Below are 15,774 nucleotides of genomic sequence, written 5' to 3' on the forward strand. Positions count from 1 at the left end.
AGAGGAAACCGGCCTCGGTTTCCTCTTTTTCTGTTCCGCAGACGTTTATTCAGTTTTCATATACAGCATGCGCACGGCATTGAGCACGCACAGCATGGCGACGCCGGTGTCGGCAAACACCGCCAGCCACATAGAGGCGATTCCCTTCAGGCCGAGTATCATGACCAGCAGCTTGACCGCCAGCGCAAACACGATATTTTCCCTGGAGATCAAGCTTGCCCGCCGCGCGATCTTTACCGAGGTTGGAATGGAGGACAGGTCGGCGTTCATAAACACCACGTCCGCGGCTTCGATCGCCGCGTCCGCGCCGCTGCCCATGGCCGCGCCCACGTCCGCGCCCGCCAGCACGGGCGCGTCGTTGATGCCGTCGCCCACAAACATCACCGCGCCGCGCTTTTCGCGGATATCGGTCAGGGCGGAAAGCTTATCCTCCGGCAGCAAGCGCGCGCGCACCTCGTCGATGCCGACCGCCTGCGCGACCGCGTCCGCACTGTCCTGCCCGTCGCCGGTCAGCATCGCGGTCGTCAGGCCCTGCGCTTTCATGCGGGCGACCGCCTGCCGCGCGTCCGGCTTGACCGTGTCCGCGATGTCGATATGGCCGATAAAGCGGCCATCCATCGCCAGCAGGACCTCGGTGCTGCCCAGCGTACCGTGGTAGCCGGACAGACCGATGCCGTGGCGCCGTAGTAGCTTGGCATTGCCGCACAGCACGGGCTTGCCGCACAGCACGGCTTCCACGCCCTCACCGGCCTGCTCGCGGATACCTTCAGGTGCGCCGACCGAGATCAGGCTGGGCCGACCGGCGCTTTCCGCTGTTTCCTTGCACGTCTCATAGGCGGCGAGGATGGATTTTGCGATTGGGTGGGTGGACGCGCCCTCGCACGCAGCGGCGAGCCAAAGCAGCTCGTTTTCGTCGATGTCCGCGCCCTCCGCCGGGCATACGCGCTGCACCACAAAGTTGCCCCTGGTGATCGTACCGGTCTTATCCATGACAACGGCCTTCACATCGTTCAGCGCTTCGAGCGAGGCGCCGCCTTTGAACAGAATACCGCGTCTGGAGCCTGCGCCGATGCCCGCGAAATAGGTCAGCGGCACGCTGAGCACCAGTGCGCAGGGGCAGGAAATGACAAGGAAGGTGAGCGCGGTGTACACCCATTGGCTCCAGTCGCCGGTGGCCAGACTGGGTACGACGGCGGTCAGCAGCGCGATGGCGACGACAGCCGGGGTGTACACGCGGGAGAAGCGGGTGATAAAGCGGTCGATCCTGGGCTTGCGCGCGGCCGCGTTTTCCACGCTGTCCAGGATGCGCTGGACCATGCTCTCCGCCAGCACATGGGTGACGCGCAGCTTGATCGCACCGTCCGTATTGACACAGCCGGAGATCGCGCGGTCGCCAGCCGCGACGCGCACCGGCACCGGCTCGCCGGTCACGGCCGAGGTGTCCAGGCGGCTCTCGCCCTCCACGACCTCTCCGTCCAGCGGTACGCGGTCGCCCGGGCGGACCAGCACGATATCGCCCACCGCAGCGTCCTCCGCAGGGATTGGGCGGACACCGCCGTCCGCCTCGACGAGGTTGACCGTTTCCGGACGCAGGTCGACCGCGGCCATGATCTGCCGCCGCGAGCGCTCGACCGCACGGTCCTCAAAGTATTCGCCCACGCGGTAAAACAGCATAACGCCGACCGCCTCGTCGAACGAGCCGATCGCCCACGCGCCGACCGTGGCAAGCGCCATGAGGAAATTTTCGTCAAACACGCGGCCCCTGCCGATATTGCGGACCGCGGTCAGCAACACGCGCCAGCCGAGCAGCAGGTACGCTGCGAGCATGACGAGTACTTTTGGCATGCCGCCGAGCGCCAGCTCACCGGCGAGGAACAGCCCCGCGCCGATCAGGATACCGGCAAGCGGATGGCTGCGGCCGGTGCCGGCCTCATCCTCTGAAGCGATAACCTGTGTCTCGCTTTCGATGGATTGGCAGATTTCGCGGATGCGCGGCAGCAGAGCGTCGGGATTTTTGCCGGTCACGCGGAGCTGCTTAGTCTCGTAGACCAGTACGCAGTCGTCCACGCCGTCGAGTTGGCTGATCTGGCGCTGCATCTCGGCGGCGCAGTGCGCGCAGCCGAGGTTTTGCAGGGTGTATACCCGTTTTATGCCGTGCGCGCTCGTGCGATGGCGGTGCTCCTGTCCGTGGCTGTGCTCCTGTCCGCAGGCGCAGCCGTCGTCGTGATGGTGGTGATGCTCGTGCTCGTGGCCGCAGGCGCAGCCGTCGTCGTGATGGTGGTGATGCTCGTGCTCGTGGCCGCAGGCGCAGCTGTCGTCGTGATGGTGGTGATGCTCGTGCTCGTGGCCGCAGGCGCAGCTGTCGTCGTGATGGTGGTGATGCTCGTGCTCGTGGCCGCAGGCGCAACCGTCGTCGTGATGATGGTGATGCTCGTGTTGATGATCGCGGCCGCAGCCGCACGTTTCCGGATGATGACTCTGTTCGGCTGTATGTTCGTCCGGCACTTGTAAGGCAGTGCGCGTTCTTTCGCTCGCCATAATCTCGCCTCCTGAATTATATATGAATGATTGCTCATATGTTCATGTATTCATATTAGTCCGAGAACGGTGATTTGTCAATAGCGGGAAAGAAAAAAAGATGCACAAAAAACGCCGTCAAAGGTGCGGTCCCATAGGGACAACACTGAAACCGTTTAGAGTATAAGACTGAAAAGCAGATCCAATCTCGACTGCTGCGGGAATCATCCGATGCAAGCCTATTCTTTTCATGCGTATAAGTCGATGGTGTAAAATGGGCATTTCTCCTAATGAGGTTATTCTAAAACCCCTTGATCATGCAATCAAGGGGTTTTAGATGTTACATCATAAACGTCATGCAGTGTGTGCTTGGGGAAAGCGCTCGCGCAGGCGGCTTTTTCCGGTTGCTTAGCCCAAACGCTGAACCATCTCCTGCGGGATTGTGGCTGTTCCCTGACCGTAGTATTTGAACACATCGACCATCTGCTGAATCTGGGCATCGCTCATTAACTTGGTTTCGCCGTTGACACAGGCTGCGCGCGCTGCCAGATAGCATTTGGCGGCTTCTTCCAGATAAACCGCAGCATATAGTGCTTGGTTAAGATCCTTGCCGACGGTCATAACGCCATGCTGGGACAGGATAACAGCATGACCGTCGCCGACATACTTAACGGTGTCAATGCCCATATCGATCGAGCCGGCGGCCGAATACGGGGTGATAGGCACGTTACCGCCCGCAGCGTTTGCCAACGCGGTGATGCATACACGGAACTCGGTTAGGCCGGGGATAAGAGAAACCGCAGTTGCATAGGGCTGGTGAGTGTGGATAACAGCGTTGATATCCGGGCGTTCGCGGAAGATATGTAGAATAGCAGGTGTGTCTGATGACGGCTTGCGTGTACCTTCTATGATGTTGCCGTCGAGATCCATGACGATCATGTCGTCCTCAACCATTTTTTCGTACATCATACCGGATGGAGTGACAAGGATCTCACCTGACGGCATTCGCACACTCAGGTTGCCGCAGGTCAGTGAAACCAACTCATAGCGGTCAAGCATGATGCCGGCATCAATGATTTCTTTTTTCATTTCGGAAAACATAGCGGTTACCTCCTAAATATTTCGATCAGATCGCCCGGGGCATGTATCACATGCTCGGGCGAATAGGGCATGAGCTGCTCGATGGACTGATACCCCCAGCAGGCCGCGGCTGCGGCTGCGCCAGAGTTGTGCGCTGTTTGCATGTCTATATCCGTATCGCCGACATACAGGATCTCACTGCACTGCACATGCAACGTATCCAGCACCCGGTCCATCGAACGCGGGTCAGGTTTAGAAATGGTTTGCGGTGTCTGACCGATGCAAGCTTCCATCAGTCCGCCGAAGAACTGCCTGGTCAATGAGTGGGCCAGTGCATCCGGCTTATTGGTCAGCACGGCGTTTTTGATCCCCATATCCCGCAGCGCTTCAAGGGTTTCGCGTATGCCTTCATACGGTTCGGTCAGATGGGAAAAATCCTTCAGGTAACTGGCGCAGTCATAATCGCGGATCGCGGGCTGTAGCCGTTCCACATCCTGCTCCGGGCAGCCGCTCAATCTGAGCAGACGATGATAAAAATGCGAGATCGGCAGCCTGCACAGATCGCGGCAGTCCTCCATCGCAATGCTGTGCAGCCCGAAATGCGCCAGCGACTGGTTACAGTAATACAGAATGGTCGGCAGGGTGTTGAGCAGTGTGCCGTCCATATCCCACACGCAGGCACGATAGGGCACGTTATACCTCCAGGAAATCGACGAAACGAACCTTCTCAAGGTCGTCTTCCTGAATACCGAGTTTCTTTCCAGTCAGCTCCTCGACGGCTTCGACCAGATGCATTGCATCGATACCGTACTTTTTCATTAGGTACATCTTGGACGCGCCGTGCGGATAGCCCGGCAGGCCGATCTTGACCAGACGTTTACCCAGGCCGTTTTCTGCGATTATGTCCGCAACTGCCGTGCCGAGACCGCCGATGTCCAGATGGTTTTCGATCGTGATAACGCCGTACTTGCTCTTGTTGATCGCCTCGACGATGGTCGGGTCGGTGAACGGCTTGAGGGTAGAAACATGCATATGCTGCACAGAAACGCCCTTTTCCTTGAGCGCTGCCGTGGCGCGCATGGCTTCCTCGGTGCAGATCGACGAGGACAGCAGCACGATATCGTCGCCTTCGGACAGCACGCGGGCACGGTTGAACTGCATCGGCTCGTTGGCAGGGAACAGACGCGGCACTTCCTTGCGGAGCATGCGGATGTAAACAGGGCCGTTGCACTCATATGCCAGATCGAGCACGCCTTCGATTTCGGTTGCGTCGCCGATATCGAAAATGGTCATGTTCGGCACGGTGCGCAGCACACCGACGTCATTGATCGACTGGTGGGTAACGCCGCCCGGAGTGGTGATGCCGGGAACGAAGCCGACAAATACGACCGGCAGGTTCGGATAGGCCACGCTCATCTCAAGCTGGTCCAGAATGCGGCGGTAAAGGAATACGGCAAAGGTGTGCAGGAAGGGGCGGTAGCCCTCTCGCGCCATACCAGCCGCCCAGGAACACATATTCTGCTCGGCGATGCCCATGGTCAGATAACGGTCCGGATAAACCTGGCGGAACTTCTTGACCTCGCAGGACGAACCGAGGTCGGCGGACATAACCACGACCTCCGAATGCTCCGCGGCAAAGCGGATCATATTTTTTTCGTGGGTATTGACTTCAATTTTCATGGTTGAACCCCTCTCTTACATCGCGTCGTAGATCTTCTGGAATTCATCGCGCTCGTCCTTGCCGATGCGGATAAAATGCATCGAACGGGGCTTCTCGAGCGGCTTAATGCCGGTTGCGCCGCTGGTGCGTGCAATAACAACGAGCGGACGGCCCTCATGCGGGGTTTCAAACGCCTTGCAGAACGCTTCAATATCGTGGCCGTTGCATTCCACGCAGGTCGCGCCAAAGGACTCGAAACGAGCAACGATCGGTTCCTCGGTCATCTGATCCGCGATCTTGCCTTCAACCTGCTGGTCGTTGGCATCGACAACAACGATAAAGTTGTCCAGTTTATAGTGACCAGCCGCTTGGATACACTCCCAAGTCTGGCCTTCCTGCAGCTCGCCATCACCCAGCAGCACATAGCACTTGCCGGTGTCGCCGCGGCGCTTGCGGGCATGGGCAGTGCCGCCTGCAATCGAAATTGTCTGGCCGAGCGAGCCTGCGGTGTTTTCAAAACCGGGAGAATGCTCTGCGCCGATCATTTCCATATTCCAGCCGTCGACATTGAACTTCTCCATGCAGTTCGGGCTGATACGGCCGGTCGCCGCCAGCGCACTGTAAATAACCGATGCGTAATGGCAGCAGGAAACAAAGAAGCGATCCTTGTCTGGCGCAGGGGCGCCGTTATACGCAGAACCGCGCTGATAGTCCATGTTATCAGGGCCGGGAACGCCGGGGAACGGGATTGGCTCCCAGTTACCGACGGACGGACCGAGGTTCATCACCTTAGTATAAAGGGAAGCAATGATTTCTGCCGAGGAGCATGCCTGCGCCAGATAGCAGCCGCCGGTCTGCAGGGCTACGCCCAAAATCTGCTTGCGGATCTGGTTGGCTACTTTCTGGACTTCTTCGGTAGAATATTTTTTTTCCGCCATAATATTGACTCCTTTCTGATAAGCGCGTGAAAACAAATGTCGGATTATGCAACCCACTGCTGCTGGGTGCAGCGATACACCGTTTATTGTGCTTTTATTATTTCATAAATATGAACAAATGTCAACTGCATTAAAATGGATATATTGACTAAAAACCCCATTTGGTTTTTGTTGAAATGATCAAATTAAACAATATTTTTCTGGTTTTTGCTTGACAATACAGCCAATCACGCTATAATAAATGCAACTGGATATGATAATTTGTCAAACGAAGAAAGAACATTATTTCTATATATGAACATATTTTCAAGCAAGAGGGGATGCGATGATGAAAGCTGTTGTCAAAACCGAAGCGGGATACGACCATATGCAATATATGGATATCCCGGAACCGGAGGCGATGGGAGATCTGGTCAAAATCAAGCTGGCGTATTCCGGCATCTGCGGAACCGATTTACATGCCTTTAAAGGCACTTATGCAAGCACCAAACCGCCAGTGGTTTTAGGGCATGAGTTTTCCGGTATTGTCACCGCAGTCGGCCCCGATGTCAAAAACATCAAGGTCGGCGACCGCGTGACGAGCGAAACCACTTATAAAACCTGCGGCACCTGCCCGATGTGCGCAAGCAAGGACTACAATCTTTGCGGCAACCGGCAGGGCATCGGTACACAGATCAATGGTTCCATGGCGGAATATCTGGTCAGCCGTGAAGAAAGCGTCCATGTGCTGCCGGATAATGTCAGCCTGCTTTCCGCTTCGCTGACCGAACCGCTTGCCTGCGGCGTACATGCGACGATCGAAAAGGGCAACGTACAGCCCAACGACGTCTGCGTTGTATTTGGCGCGGGTGCGATTGGCCAAATGGTCATGCAAGTCGCCAAGAGCCAGGGCGCAACCGTTATCGTCGCCGGCCTGACACACGATGCCGAGCGCTTCGAAATCGCAAAAAGCGCAGGTGCGGACCGCTGTGTCGACCAGATGACCGAGGATCTGAAAGCAATCGTCATGGAAATGACGAACGGCGTCGGCGCAGACAAGTGCTTCGAATGCTCGGGCGCTGTACCTGCGGCCAATAAGGCGCTTGAGATCGTCCGCCGCAAGGGCACGGTCGTACAGATGGGCGTGTTCCCGGAAGCACACGAAAGCATCTGGACCGACCTGATCCTGCACAAGGAAATTGCCTACGTCGGTTCGCGCAGCCAGAAGCCCTCTTCCTGGGTCAAGTCGCTCGAACTGCTCGCAGCCGGTACGGTCGTACCGGAGAAGATCGTCACCTCGATCGATCCGCTGGAAAACTGGCGCGACGGCTTCGACAAGATGATCCGCGGCGAAGGCGCCAAGGGCGTTATCGTGCTGGACGGCTCGCTGAAATAAGCATAAAAAAGCAGGGATGCCTGCATCCCTGCCTTCGCATTTTTTCACCCCTCATGTTTCGAACGGCTTGCCCTCCAGTTCCAGTATGCGGAGGGCAAGTGGTTCGTCCACGATCAGGGTATTGAGATATTTTCCGTGCAGCGCTGCCAGCGTGCATTCTGCCTTGGCTGCACCGGCATTGATGCCGATCGACCACGTCGGATAATACATCGCTTCCAGCGGGGCGGAAATCACAAAGCGGCCATCCAGCTGCACTTCCTTGCCGTTGATATCAAACATACGGCCAAGCAGGCTGGATACCGCGCCACGGCGCATCAGCTCCTCGCGATCCTCCGGGCTATAGCAGCCGGATTGATACAGTGAAGCATTCGGATCGTCCAGCGAGCCGATGCCGGTGATTACAATATCAACCGAGAGCGCCTTTTTCAGTGTTGTTTCGATCTGCGGTTCAGCAACCAGATAGGAATAAACCAGTTCGCTGTCCACATAAACCGGCGCATAGATGTTGGAATATGTGCCGCCTACCTTTTTCGACAGGCGCAGCGCCAACTCCAGCCCGTCTACACGGGGATTACCGGTACCCAGACAGCCGACCATCTGCACCACGTTAACATTATAATATTCGCTCGGCTCGACCGCATTGCACAGCGCTTCCAGCGCCCGGCCCCACGAGATGCCGATCGACATATTGTTCTCCAAAACCGTGTTGAGAAAATGGGCGGCGCACTTTGCGCAACGGGCAAGCGCCTTGTCGAACTCATAGTTGCCGGAAACCACAATCGCGTCACGCAGACCGAACTCCGTGCGCAGCGCATAGGACAGCTTAGGATGCTTGACGATCGGGCTGTGGATAATCACCTCGACAACGCCGGTTTCCTTGGCTTCATCCAACAGGCGTGAAACCGTTGGGCGGGAAATTCCCATGATCTGACTGATCTCCTGCTGGCTCAGTTCCTGCTGATAATAAAGTTCGGAAATATGCACCAGTAAATCAACACGATTGCTCACAAAAAGGCTCCTCTCACCAACAATGACGTGAAACTTTGTTCACCATTTGAACATAGTATAAGCGATTTTGACGCAAATGTCAAATTATTCTGCGTTGACAGCATAGACAGAGTAAAATACAATAATCAAGCAAAACGGATATAATTCGACAGTAATCGGAGGGAAAAGCATCATGTTTAGCCAAGAATTTACAATCAAGAACCAGACTGGCCTGCACGCCCGTCCCGCGGCGCAGCTTACCGCGCTCTGCAAGGGATTTCCGGAAGAAATCCGCCTTATTACCGAGAAAGGGTCGATCAACCCCAAAAATATTATCGGTATTTTGAGCGCTGGACTGAAAAAAGGCACGCCCATCACCATTGAAGTAAAGGGCGAAAACGAACAGGAAGTCGGCAACAAGATCGTCGCTTTTCTCGACGGACTGAACGAATGATCAAGGGAGGCAAGCGCTATGGAACAGGCAACCTTTCGTGAATTGATCCTGCGCAATGTGGAGGCCAAGAATGCCGAGGACGCGATCCGGCAGGTCGGTCAGCGCTTTTTTGACGCAGGCTTTGTCAAGGATACCTATATCGATGCGGTGTTAGCGCGCGAGGTAACCTATCCCACCGGCTTGCAGCTGGCGGAAATAGGCGTGGCCATGCCGCATACCGACCCGCAGCACGTATATCGCCCCGGTGTCTGCATCGCGCAACTGGCGCATCCGGTCACCTTCGCCCATATGGGCGATCCTGATACGCTCGTTGAGGCGGAAATGCTGTTTATGATGGCCATTCAGGACCCCGATGAGCAGGTTGAGCTGCTGCAGAAAGTGCTCGGCGTCTTCCAGCAGCCGGAAGTAGTCGCGGAATTCCGCGCGGCAAAAACAGACGACGAGCTGTTTGCAGCCGCGCAGAAATATATCGGTTAAAACCCATCCATCTCATTTTCCGTTTACAACAGGAGGAATGTAATCATGAAAAGCTGTACGATTCTCTGCGTGTGCGGTTCCGGCACGGTTAGCTCGGCAATGGTAGCCGGCAAGCTCAAGGAAAAGCTGGCTGAAAAAGGCTGGGACGCTTCCATGACCGAAGCCAGCCCCAACAGCATTGCTTCTGAAATCTCGGGCAAGCAGTTTGACCTGATCGCCTGCGTCAGCCCGGTCCGTCAGGACTTCGGCATCCCGAAGGTGAAGGCTGTCGGCATGCTGACCGGCATGGCAGAAGACAAGGTGGTCGAAGACTGCCTGGCTATTCTGGAAGCCAAGGGCTGATTTCCGGCCTGCATCCAGCAAACCGATACAGACCTTATGCCGCCGCAATTCCGATTGTCCCGTTCAGACAAAAAAGGGGGAAAAGTAAATGACAGAATTTCTGCAGACGTTGAGCAATGTGTTCTCAACCTTTGGCGCAACGGTGTTCGTGCCCATCATCCTGTTCATCATTGGTATGTGCATGGGCGCGCCTGCAAAAAAAGCCTTTCAGTCCGCGCTGCTGTGTGCAGTCGGTCTGACCGGCTTCAACTTTGTAGTTAACAGCTATTCGGCGATTATCGCGCCGGTTGTCAATCAAATGGTCACCAACGCCGGCGTTAACCTGCCCGGCCTGGATACCGGCTGGCAATCGGTTTCGGTCATCGCGTATTCCACCAAAGTCGGCGTTCTGTTTATCGGTGTAGCCATCGTACTGCAGATCGTCCTTTTCTTGGCGAAGTGGACGGACGTTTTCATGGCATCCGACCTTTGGAACAACTATTCGTTCATGGTTTGGGGCTCGCTGATTTATGCCCTGACGGAGAACATGATGCTTGCGATGGCCTGCATGATTATGCAGCTGCTCTATATCCTGCTGTTCTCTGAAGCCTGTGCCAAGCGCTGGTCCACCTATTATGAATATGACAACTGCTGTATGACGGCGCCGCACCATCTGGAAAGCCTGCCGTTTGCGGTTATCATGAACTGGCTGCTGGGTAAGATCGGCTTCAACAAGATCAAGCTTAACGCTGAAACCCTGCAGAAAAAGCTAGGCCTGCTGGGCGAGCCGATGTTCATCGGCCTGATTGTCGGCGCCATCATTGGCGTGATCGGTAACTACAACATGCTGTTCGGCGAAGGCGCACTGGCAGCTTGGGGCACGGTCAGCTCGGCTGCGGTTTCGACTGCGGCGATCATGGCGGTATTCCCCAAGGTTGCAGGTATCTTTGCTAACGCATTCACCACGATGTCCGACGCCTATAAGGCCAAGGCTGTCGAGGCCGGCAAGGGCCGCGAGTGGTACCTGTCCGTTAACGACGCCTGCGGTTACGGCGAACCGAACACGTTGGTTACCGGCATCATCTTGATCCCAATCATGCTGTTGCTCTCGTTCGTGCTGCCGGGCAACATCATTCTGCCGATGGCCGACCTGTGCGCGCTGCCGTACATGGTTGAAATTTTCATCTGCGTATCCAACGGCAACATTGCCAAGAGTGTGGTCAGCGGTGCGATCTGGTTCTCGCTGGGCCTGATCATCGCCTCTCAGCTGGCGCCGACTTTCACTCAGGTAGCTGTAGAAGCCGGCTTCCAGCTGCCGCAGGCAGGCGTGTACATCACCAGCTTCGGTATCCTTTGCCATCCGCTGATTGCCGGCCTGTTCTATTGCTTCCTGAGCAAGAACCCGATCATCATCGGCGCGGTTGTAATTGTATACTTCGTGATGTACTTCCTGTTCCGCAAGAATAAAGCCCGTTTTGTCGAGTATCTGGAGCGCTCTGCCGCAGAGTATTCGGCTTATTAAGTCCATTGCTTTTGGTATAAGGTTTGCAACGCAATAATCAACTAATCGGCCGCTGCTGCATTTTGCAGCGGCGGCTATCGTATTTAGGAAAAGGAGACCAAATGAAAGATTTCACCTTGCGGCCGCAAAAGGTCGTTGTTGTGGGCGACGCGTTCGTTTCGCCCGAAACCATGGAGCAGGCCGTCCGCGCGAGCGCGCTTTGCTGCGGCGAAATCCGGAAGCTGCGTTGGGGGTCGACCGACAAGCAGGAATTCACCGCCCGGCAACTCAGGCTTGAGCGCGGCGGCCCAGAGGCCGTCCCTTACGCCGATGGACTGGACGAAGCAATCGCGGATGCAGACGTCCTTCTGGTGCATTTCAACCCGGTGCCAGCCGCGCTGTTGGAAAAGGCCAAAAGCCTTAAGCTGATCCTGACCTGCCGCGGCGGTCTGGAGCACATCGATTTGGCAGCCGCCAGCGCGCGCAATATCCCGGTGCTCAATGTCATCCGCAACGCCGAACCGGTGGCAGACTTCGCGCTGGGCATGATTCTGTGCCTGACGCGCGACATCGCACTATCCCACCTGAAAATGCGCGGCGGGGAATGGTGCAAAAACTACTATAACTCGGATTTCCTTATGACCCTGTCCGGCCACACGGTCGCGCTGGCCGGTATCGGCAACGTGGGCGCGGCGCTAGCGCGCCGTCTGCTCGCGCTCGGCGTACCGGTCATCGCCTATGATGCTTATACCAACCCGGAAAAGCTCACGCAGGTGGGGCTGGGCGCGGTCAAGCTGGTTGATTCGCTCGAAGCGCTGTTCGAGCAGGGCGATATTGTTTCGCTGCATCTGCGCCTGACACCTGAAAACGAGCATATGATTGGCATGCAGTATTTCTCCCGCATGAAAAAGACAGCGTACTTCATTAACACCGCGCGCGGCGGCCTGGTCGATCAGCCCGCGCTGGTTGAGGCGCTGCAGCAGGGCTACATGGCAGGTGCGGCACTGGACGTATACGACAGCGAACCGCTCGACGCGGACTCCCCGCTGCTACAAATGGACAATGTGCTGCTGACCCCGCACATCGCGGGAACGACGGTGGACGCGATCCCGCGCGCGCCGTTTCTGCTGATGCGTGAAGCGGACCGCTTTTTGCAAAGCGGCGTCAACGATCGTGTGGTCAATGCCGCTTCGATCACTCTGGACTAATGAAAGGAAGAATATGCTATGCTGCTGAAGGAAGAAAGAGAACTGGTTGTAGAATACGGCAAACAAATGATCGAGCGAGGATTGACTGTGGGTACTTTCGGCAACCTGAGCGTGTATAATGAAAAGGAGAATCTGTTTGCCATCAGCCCGAGCGGTATGGATTATTTCAAAACCGCGCCGGAGGACGTGGTTGTGCTGACGCCGGAAGGCGAAAAGGTAGACGGCGACCGCAAGCCCTCGAGTGAAGTGGACATGCACCGCATTTTCTATCAGAAGCGTCCGGGCATCCATGCTGTGGTGCATACCCATTCGACCTTTGCCACCGCGCTGTCCTGCATGGGTTGGTCCATCCCACCGTTGCACTACCTGGTTGCCTATTCCGGCCGCGAAGTGCCGTGTACGCCCTATGTTCAGTTCGGCACCTATGAGCTGGCGCAGTGCGCCTGTGAAACCATGGGCGACAATTACGCATGCATCCTCGGCAACCACGGCCTGCTGTGCTGCGGCAGCAACATCGGCTACACATTGGATGTGGCCGAGCAGATTGAATTCTGCGCGGAGCTGTATTACCGCGTGCGTGCGGCGGGACAGCAGCCCAACCTGCTGACTGACGAGCAGATAGGCGTTGTGCTCAACTCGTTCCAGAACTATCGGAAAAAGTAAAGCCGTGCGGCTTTGCCGCGCATGTTCAGGAGGAAAATCACATGGAAAAATGTGTTTACTGCGGTAAAGCCCTGCCGGAAAACAAACTGATGGCCAAAGTGCATACCAGGTCGTTCGGCGTATGCTGTGAAGAATGCCGTGCGCGTACTGAGCGCTATGTACAGCTCGACCGACGGTTCAAAACCGCGCTGTACCTGCTGGTATTCGCAGGCGGTTTGGGCTTTATGATCAGCGCATTCTTTGGCGGTGACGGGCCGCTGCACATGGTCGGCGCGTATATCGGCCAGTTGGTCGCCGGCCTGGCGTTTCTGGCTTTCCCCTATCCGATCAGTTCGTTTGAAACATTCCACAGCATGAGCATCAGTCGGGTGACGATGATCACCCGACTGATCGGCCTGTTGCTGAGCGTTTCGGCAGTGGTGCTGCTTGTGCTGACAGTCTGGGGGGCTTAATCACGCTATGCAACGGAGCGCTGGGGAGGAAACGTCTGATCTAGCAGTGAGATCAGTCCGTTCTGCAGTTCAACACTGGTTTTCTGTGTTCGTTCATACAGGAGGCATTGCATTTTCAACATTTGTATGGTTTCATCTTCATCAGAGAAATTGCGTAGATCTGTCCAAAATGCAAGACCATAATTTGCGATCTTAAGGGTGTCAGTTTTATCGGTTTTCATCTTTTGGAGGGAATTGTCACTGAAGTTATGGATGCGGATCGCGTTGACAACACTGACAAAGTACCCAGCTGCTCTAAGCATGTGCGCTATAGGTCGCCAATACATTCTGGTATGCTCCATGACGATTCGCATATCGCCGCCGATTTCTCGTAACTGTTCCACTAGTCGAGAGACTCCATCGGCAGTATGGTCGATCTGAACCGGAGGGAGGACAATTTTCCTATCAGCCCTGCGGACAGCGACCGCACGTTTTCCCTTAGACACATCAATGCCAACAGTAGTGATCGTTTGATTCATCATATAGCTCCCTCCAGCAATACATGAAATCAATACCAATCCTAATTTGTTCCCTATTCAGCTTGCGTTGCTATTCGAGCATGCGGCCACGCCGCTACCTCGATCTGCAAAATCGAACGCTGCAACGAAAGCGACGGTTGACAGTTTGCGGCCATGAGCATGAATAGCGCAAGCATCGCGTCGTCAGACCGATTCTCCCTTCATTGTAGCTTCGGAAAAAACTTCCGTATAGATCAAATTTCAATTTCTGGCCGAACTGTTCTTGGTCTTAAAACTCCCCCCCCCCCATCCTTGGTTTGTTCCCAAACCCGCAATTCTATGTAGATGACGGATATTCCGATGCCAACTTCAATCGCACGGATTTCCAGCGCGTGATGCCGGACATGGAAAATGATAAAATCGGAATCATCATCACCAAGGACAAGCGTTACACCGACATTCAGAAATTGACGCCGGAGCTGCTGCGTCTGTTCATCCAGAAAATCGTGGTGCATGAAAAAGACGTAAAGTATTCTATACATGCACGCCAAACCGAAGTAATTCACTACACCGATATTGGCATGGTTGGCAACCCTGCTATTCGAGATCAAGCTGAAAACCTATAAAAGGCACAGAAATAGAAACACCCCTGCGGGCATCGTGAACCGATATCCGCAGAGGGATTCCATGCAATTGTAGATACCCTTATGAGGGAGCATCTAATTGACGGCGTTTTCCTTTGGCGCGTTGGGGAGCTGTGCCAGCACGATGGCGGCGAACATTAGCACACAGCCGAATATCTCGCGGCCGGATAGCGACTGGCCCAGAATCAGCCAGCCGGCAATGACCGAAATCACGGATTCCAGGCTCATGATAAGCGAAGCGACAGTGGGGTTCATCCCTTTCTGTCCGACGATCTGCAGCGTATAGCCCACGCCGGAGGACAGCGCGCCCGCGTACAGTACGGGCTTCCACGCAGCAAGGAGCGCGCCCAGGCTGGGCTGTTCAAACAGCAGCATGCCAACGGCAGCGATCGCCGCGCATACAAAAAACTGGACACATGACATTTTGACCCCATCCGTGCGCGGGGAGAAATAGTCGATTACCAGAATATGAACGGAAAACAAGAGCGCGCTGACAAGGCTGATTGCATCCCCAAAATTGATGGTCAAGCCATCGGTCATGCACAGGAAGTACATTCCCACAATAGCAAGCGCTATCCCGCCCCAAACTAACCGCCTGCATCTTCGATGGAAGAACAGCAGATTAATCAACGGGACGATCAGAATATAGCATGCTGTAAGGAAGCCGGATTTACCAACGGTCGTATAGAGTAACCCAACTTGCTGCGCAAGGTCAGACACACAAAGTACAGTGCCGCAGCAGATACCGCCGAGCAGCAGTGTTTTGCGCGCCCTGCACCGGTCGGCAGGCGTTTCGCCCGCGTGCCCCGGCCCCGAGCGGTGCAGCACGGCGACCACTGGCAACAGCACGATACCGCCGATCAGGCTGCGCGCGAACAGGAATGTAAGTGGGCCAACATAATCCATACCGACGCGTTGCGCAACGAACGCAAAGCCCCAGATGGTAGCAGTAAGGAATAACAGAAGAGAATTGCGGAGCTTCACAGGATTTCCTCCCAGG

The 15,774-nt window shown here is 55.7% G+C and carries 16 protein-coding genes and 2 pseudogenes; 10 read left to right on the plus strand and 8 right to left on the minus strand.

Annotated features, from left to right (window positions below):
- Positions 1 to 45: 45 nt before the first annotated feature.
- The 5 genes from H8S45_RS11295 to H8S45_RS11315 all read right to left on the minus strand — a co-directional run bounded on the left by H8S45_RS11295 (position 46) and on the right by H8S45_RS11315 (position 6,195).
- Positions 46 to 2,538 carry a heavy metal translocating P-type ATPase gene (locus tag H8S45_RS11295; protein WP_186950105.1) on the minus strand — a complete coding sequence of 831 codons (2,493 nt, stop codon included), beginning with the start codon at positions 2,536 to 2,538 and terminating at the stop codon, positions 46 to 48.
- A gap of 387 nt (positions 2,539 to 2,925) precedes the next feature.
- Entirely contained in the window at positions 2,926 to 3,618 is a 693-nt protein-coding gene (locus tag H8S45_RS11300) for a class II aldolase/adducin family protein (RefSeq protein WP_147574266.1), read from the minus strand.
- Between the two features lie 5 nt (positions 3,619 to 3,623).
- Entirely contained in the window at positions 3,624 to 4,289 is a 666-nt protein-coding gene (locus tag H8S45_RS11305) for an HAD family hydrolase (RefSeq protein ID WP_107631276.1), read from the minus strand.
- A 1-nt stretch (position 4,290) separates the two neighbouring features.
- Positions 4,291 to 5,277 (minus strand): transketolase family protein, encoded by a 987-nt coding sequence (locus H8S45_RS11310; protein ID WP_054328143.1) that lies wholly within the window; start codon positions 5,275 to 5,277, stop codon positions 4,291 to 4,293.
- A 15-nt stretch (positions 5,278 to 5,292) separates the two neighbouring features.
- Positions 5,293 to 6,195: a 1-deoxy-D-xylulose-5-phosphate synthase N-terminal domain-containing protein gene (locus H8S45_RS11315; RefSeq protein WP_147574268.1), complete on the minus strand. Its 903-nt coding sequence runs from the start codon at positions 6,193 to 6,195 to the stop codon at positions 5,293 to 5,295.
- 400 nt (positions 6,196 to 6,595) lie between these two features.
- Between H8S45_RS11315 and H8S45_RS11320 the strand changes: the two are divergent.
- A pseudogene (locus H8S45_RS11320) lies at positions 6,596 to 7,426 on the plus strand (zinc-binding dehydrogenase); the annotation flags it as partial.
- A 9-nt stretch (positions 7,427 to 7,435) separates the two neighbouring features.
- A pseudogene (locus H8S45_RS16875) lies at positions 7,436 to 7,558 on the plus strand (sorbitol dehydrogenase); the annotation flags it as partial.
- A 63-nt stretch (positions 7,559 to 7,621) separates the two neighbouring features.
- On the opposite strand, the gene H8S45_RS11325 reads toward H8S45_RS16875, so the two are convergent.
- On the minus strand, positions 7,622 to 8,578 hold the full coding sequence (locus tag H8S45_RS11325) for a sugar-binding transcriptional regulator (protein ID WP_107631274.1): 957 nt from the start codon (positions 8,576 to 8,578) through the stop codon (positions 7,622 to 7,624).
- A 172-nt stretch (positions 8,579 to 8,750) separates the two neighbouring features.
- On the opposite strand from H8S45_RS11325, the gene H8S45_RS11330 reads away from it, so the two are divergent.
- The 7 genes from H8S45_RS11330 (at position 8,751) to H8S45_RS11360 (ending at position 13,633) form a co-directional block, all read left to right on the plus strand.
- Positions 8,751 to 9,011 (plus strand): HPr family phosphocarrier protein, encoded by a 261-nt coding sequence (locus H8S45_RS11330; RefSeq protein ID WP_054328146.1) that lies wholly within the window; start codon positions 8,751 to 8,753, stop codon positions 9,009 to 9,011.
- An 18-nt stretch (positions 9,012 to 9,029) separates the two neighbouring features.
- Positions 9,030 to 9,488 (plus strand): PTS sugar transporter subunit IIA, encoded by a 459-nt coding sequence (locus H8S45_RS11335; RefSeq protein WP_054328147.1) that lies wholly within the window; start codon positions 9,030 to 9,032, stop codon positions 9,486 to 9,488.
- 45 nt (positions 9,489 to 9,533) lie between these two features.
- Positions 9,534 to 9,830 carry a PTS sugar transporter subunit IIB gene (locus tag H8S45_RS11340; protein ID WP_054328148.1) on the plus strand — a complete coding sequence of 99 codons (297 nt, stop codon included), beginning with the start codon at positions 9,534 to 9,536 and terminating at the stop codon, positions 9,828 to 9,830.
- Positions 9,831 to 9,918: 88 nt separating this feature from the next.
- Positions 9,919 to 11,331 (plus strand): PTS galactitol transporter subunit IIC, encoded by a 1,413-nt coding sequence (locus tag H8S45_RS11345; RefSeq protein WP_107631273.1) that lies wholly within the window; start codon positions 9,919 to 9,921, stop codon positions 11,329 to 11,331.
- 101 nt (positions 11,332 to 11,432) lie between these two features.
- Complete coding sequence (locus tag H8S45_RS11350) at positions 11,433 to 12,518, plus strand: 2-hydroxyacid dehydrogenase (protein ID WP_107631272.1); 1,086 nt, start codon at positions 11,433 to 11,435, stop codon at positions 12,516 to 12,518.
- A gap of 18 nt (positions 12,519 to 12,536) precedes the next feature.
- Complete coding sequence (locus tag H8S45_RS11355; RefSeq protein ID WP_054328150.1) at positions 12,537 to 13,181, plus strand: L-fuculose-phosphate aldolase; 645 nt, start codon at positions 12,537 to 12,539, stop codon at positions 13,179 to 13,181.
- A 41-nt stretch (positions 13,182 to 13,222) separates the two neighbouring features.
- On the plus strand, positions 13,223 to 13,633 hold the full coding sequence (locus H8S45_RS11360; RefSeq protein ID WP_054328151.1) for an eL24 family ribosomal protein: 411 nt from the start codon (positions 13,223 to 13,225) through the stop codon (positions 13,631 to 13,633).
- A 5-nt stretch (positions 13,634 to 13,638) separates the two neighbouring features.
- On the opposite strand, the gene H8S45_RS11365 is transcribed toward H8S45_RS11360, so the two are convergent.
- The gene (locus H8S45_RS11365; protein ID WP_107631271.1) at positions 13,639 to 14,154 is read right to left on the minus strand and encodes an IS110 family transposase; all 516 of its coding nucleotides are present in this window, start codon (positions 14,152 to 14,154) and stop codon (positions 13,639 to 13,641) included.
- A 380-nt stretch (positions 14,155 to 14,534) separates the two neighbouring features.
- On the opposite strand from H8S45_RS11365, the gene H8S45_RS11370 reads away from it, so the two are divergent.
- A complete protein-coding gene (locus H8S45_RS11370) occupies positions 14,535 to 14,756 on the plus strand; it encodes a DUF4368 domain-containing protein (protein WP_243182446.1) in 222 nt (73 codons plus the stop codon).
- A 93-nt stretch (positions 14,757 to 14,849) separates the two neighbouring features.
- Here H8S45_RS11370 and H8S45_RS11375 read toward each other — a convergent pair whose 3' ends face one another.
- Positions 14,850 to 15,758 (minus strand): DMT family transporter, encoded by a 909-nt coding sequence (locus tag H8S45_RS11375; RefSeq protein WP_054328154.1) that lies wholly within the window; start codon positions 15,756 to 15,758, stop codon positions 14,850 to 14,852.
- Positions 15,759 to 15,774 lie beyond the last annotated feature (16 nt).

Source organism: Agathobaculum faecis (assembly GCF_014287995.1).
In the GTDB taxonomy this organism is placed as follows: Bacteria; Bacillota; Clostridia; order Oscillospirales; family Butyricicoccaceae; genus Agathobaculum; species Agathobaculum ammoniilyticum.

Bases quoted from the DNA above. Each gene is read 5' to 3' on its own strand.
- H8S45_RS11295 (WP_186950105.1), bottom strand. From the start codon at position 2,538: ATGGCGAGCGAAAGAACGCGCACTGCCTTACAAGTGCCGGACGAACAT.
- H8S45_RS11300 (WP_147574266.1), bottom strand. From the start codon at position 3,618: ATGTTTTCCGAAATGAAAAAAGAAATCATTGATGCCGGCATCATGCTT.
- H8S45_RS11310 (WP_054328143.1), bottom strand. From the start codon at position 5,277: ATGAAAATTGAAGTCAATACCCACGAAAAAAATATGATCCGCTTTGCC.
- H8S45_RS11315 (WP_147574268.1), bottom strand. From the start codon at position 6,195: ATGGCGGAAAAAAAATATTCTACCGAAGAAGTCCAGAAAGTAGCCAAC.
- H8S45_RS11330 (WP_054328146.1), top strand. From the start codon at position 8,751: ATGTTTAGCCAAGAATTTACAATCAAGAACCAGACTGGCCTGCACGCC.
- H8S45_RS11335 (WP_054328147.1), top strand. From the start codon at position 9,030: ATGGAACAGGCAACCTTTCGTGAATTGATCCTGCGCAATGTGGAGGCC.
- H8S45_RS11340 (WP_054328148.1), top strand. From the start codon at position 9,534: ATGAAAAGCTGTACGATTCTCTGCGTGTGCGGTTCCGGCACGGTTAGC.
- H8S45_RS11345 (WP_107631273.1), top strand. From the start codon at position 9,919: ATGACAGAATTTCTGCAGACGTTGAGCAATGTGTTCTCAACCTTTGGC.
- H8S45_RS11350 (WP_107631272.1), top strand. From the start codon at position 11,433: ATGAAAGATTTCACCTTGCGGCCGCAAAAGGTCGTTGTTGTGGGCGAC.
- H8S45_RS11355 (WP_054328150.1), top strand. From the start codon at position 12,537: ATGCTGCTGAAGGAAGAAAGAGAACTGGTTGTAGAATACGGCAAACAA.
- H8S45_RS11360 (WP_054328151.1), top strand. From the start codon at position 13,223: ATGGAAAAATGTGTTTACTGCGGTAAAGCCCTGCCGGAAAACAAACTG.
- H8S45_RS11365 (WP_107631271.1), bottom strand. From the start codon at position 14,154: ATGATGAATCAAACGATCACTACTGTTGGCATTGATGTGTCTAAGGGA.
- H8S45_RS11370 (WP_243182446.1), top strand. From the start codon at position 14,535: ATGGAAAATGATAAAATCGGAATCATCATCACCAAGGACAAGCGTTAC.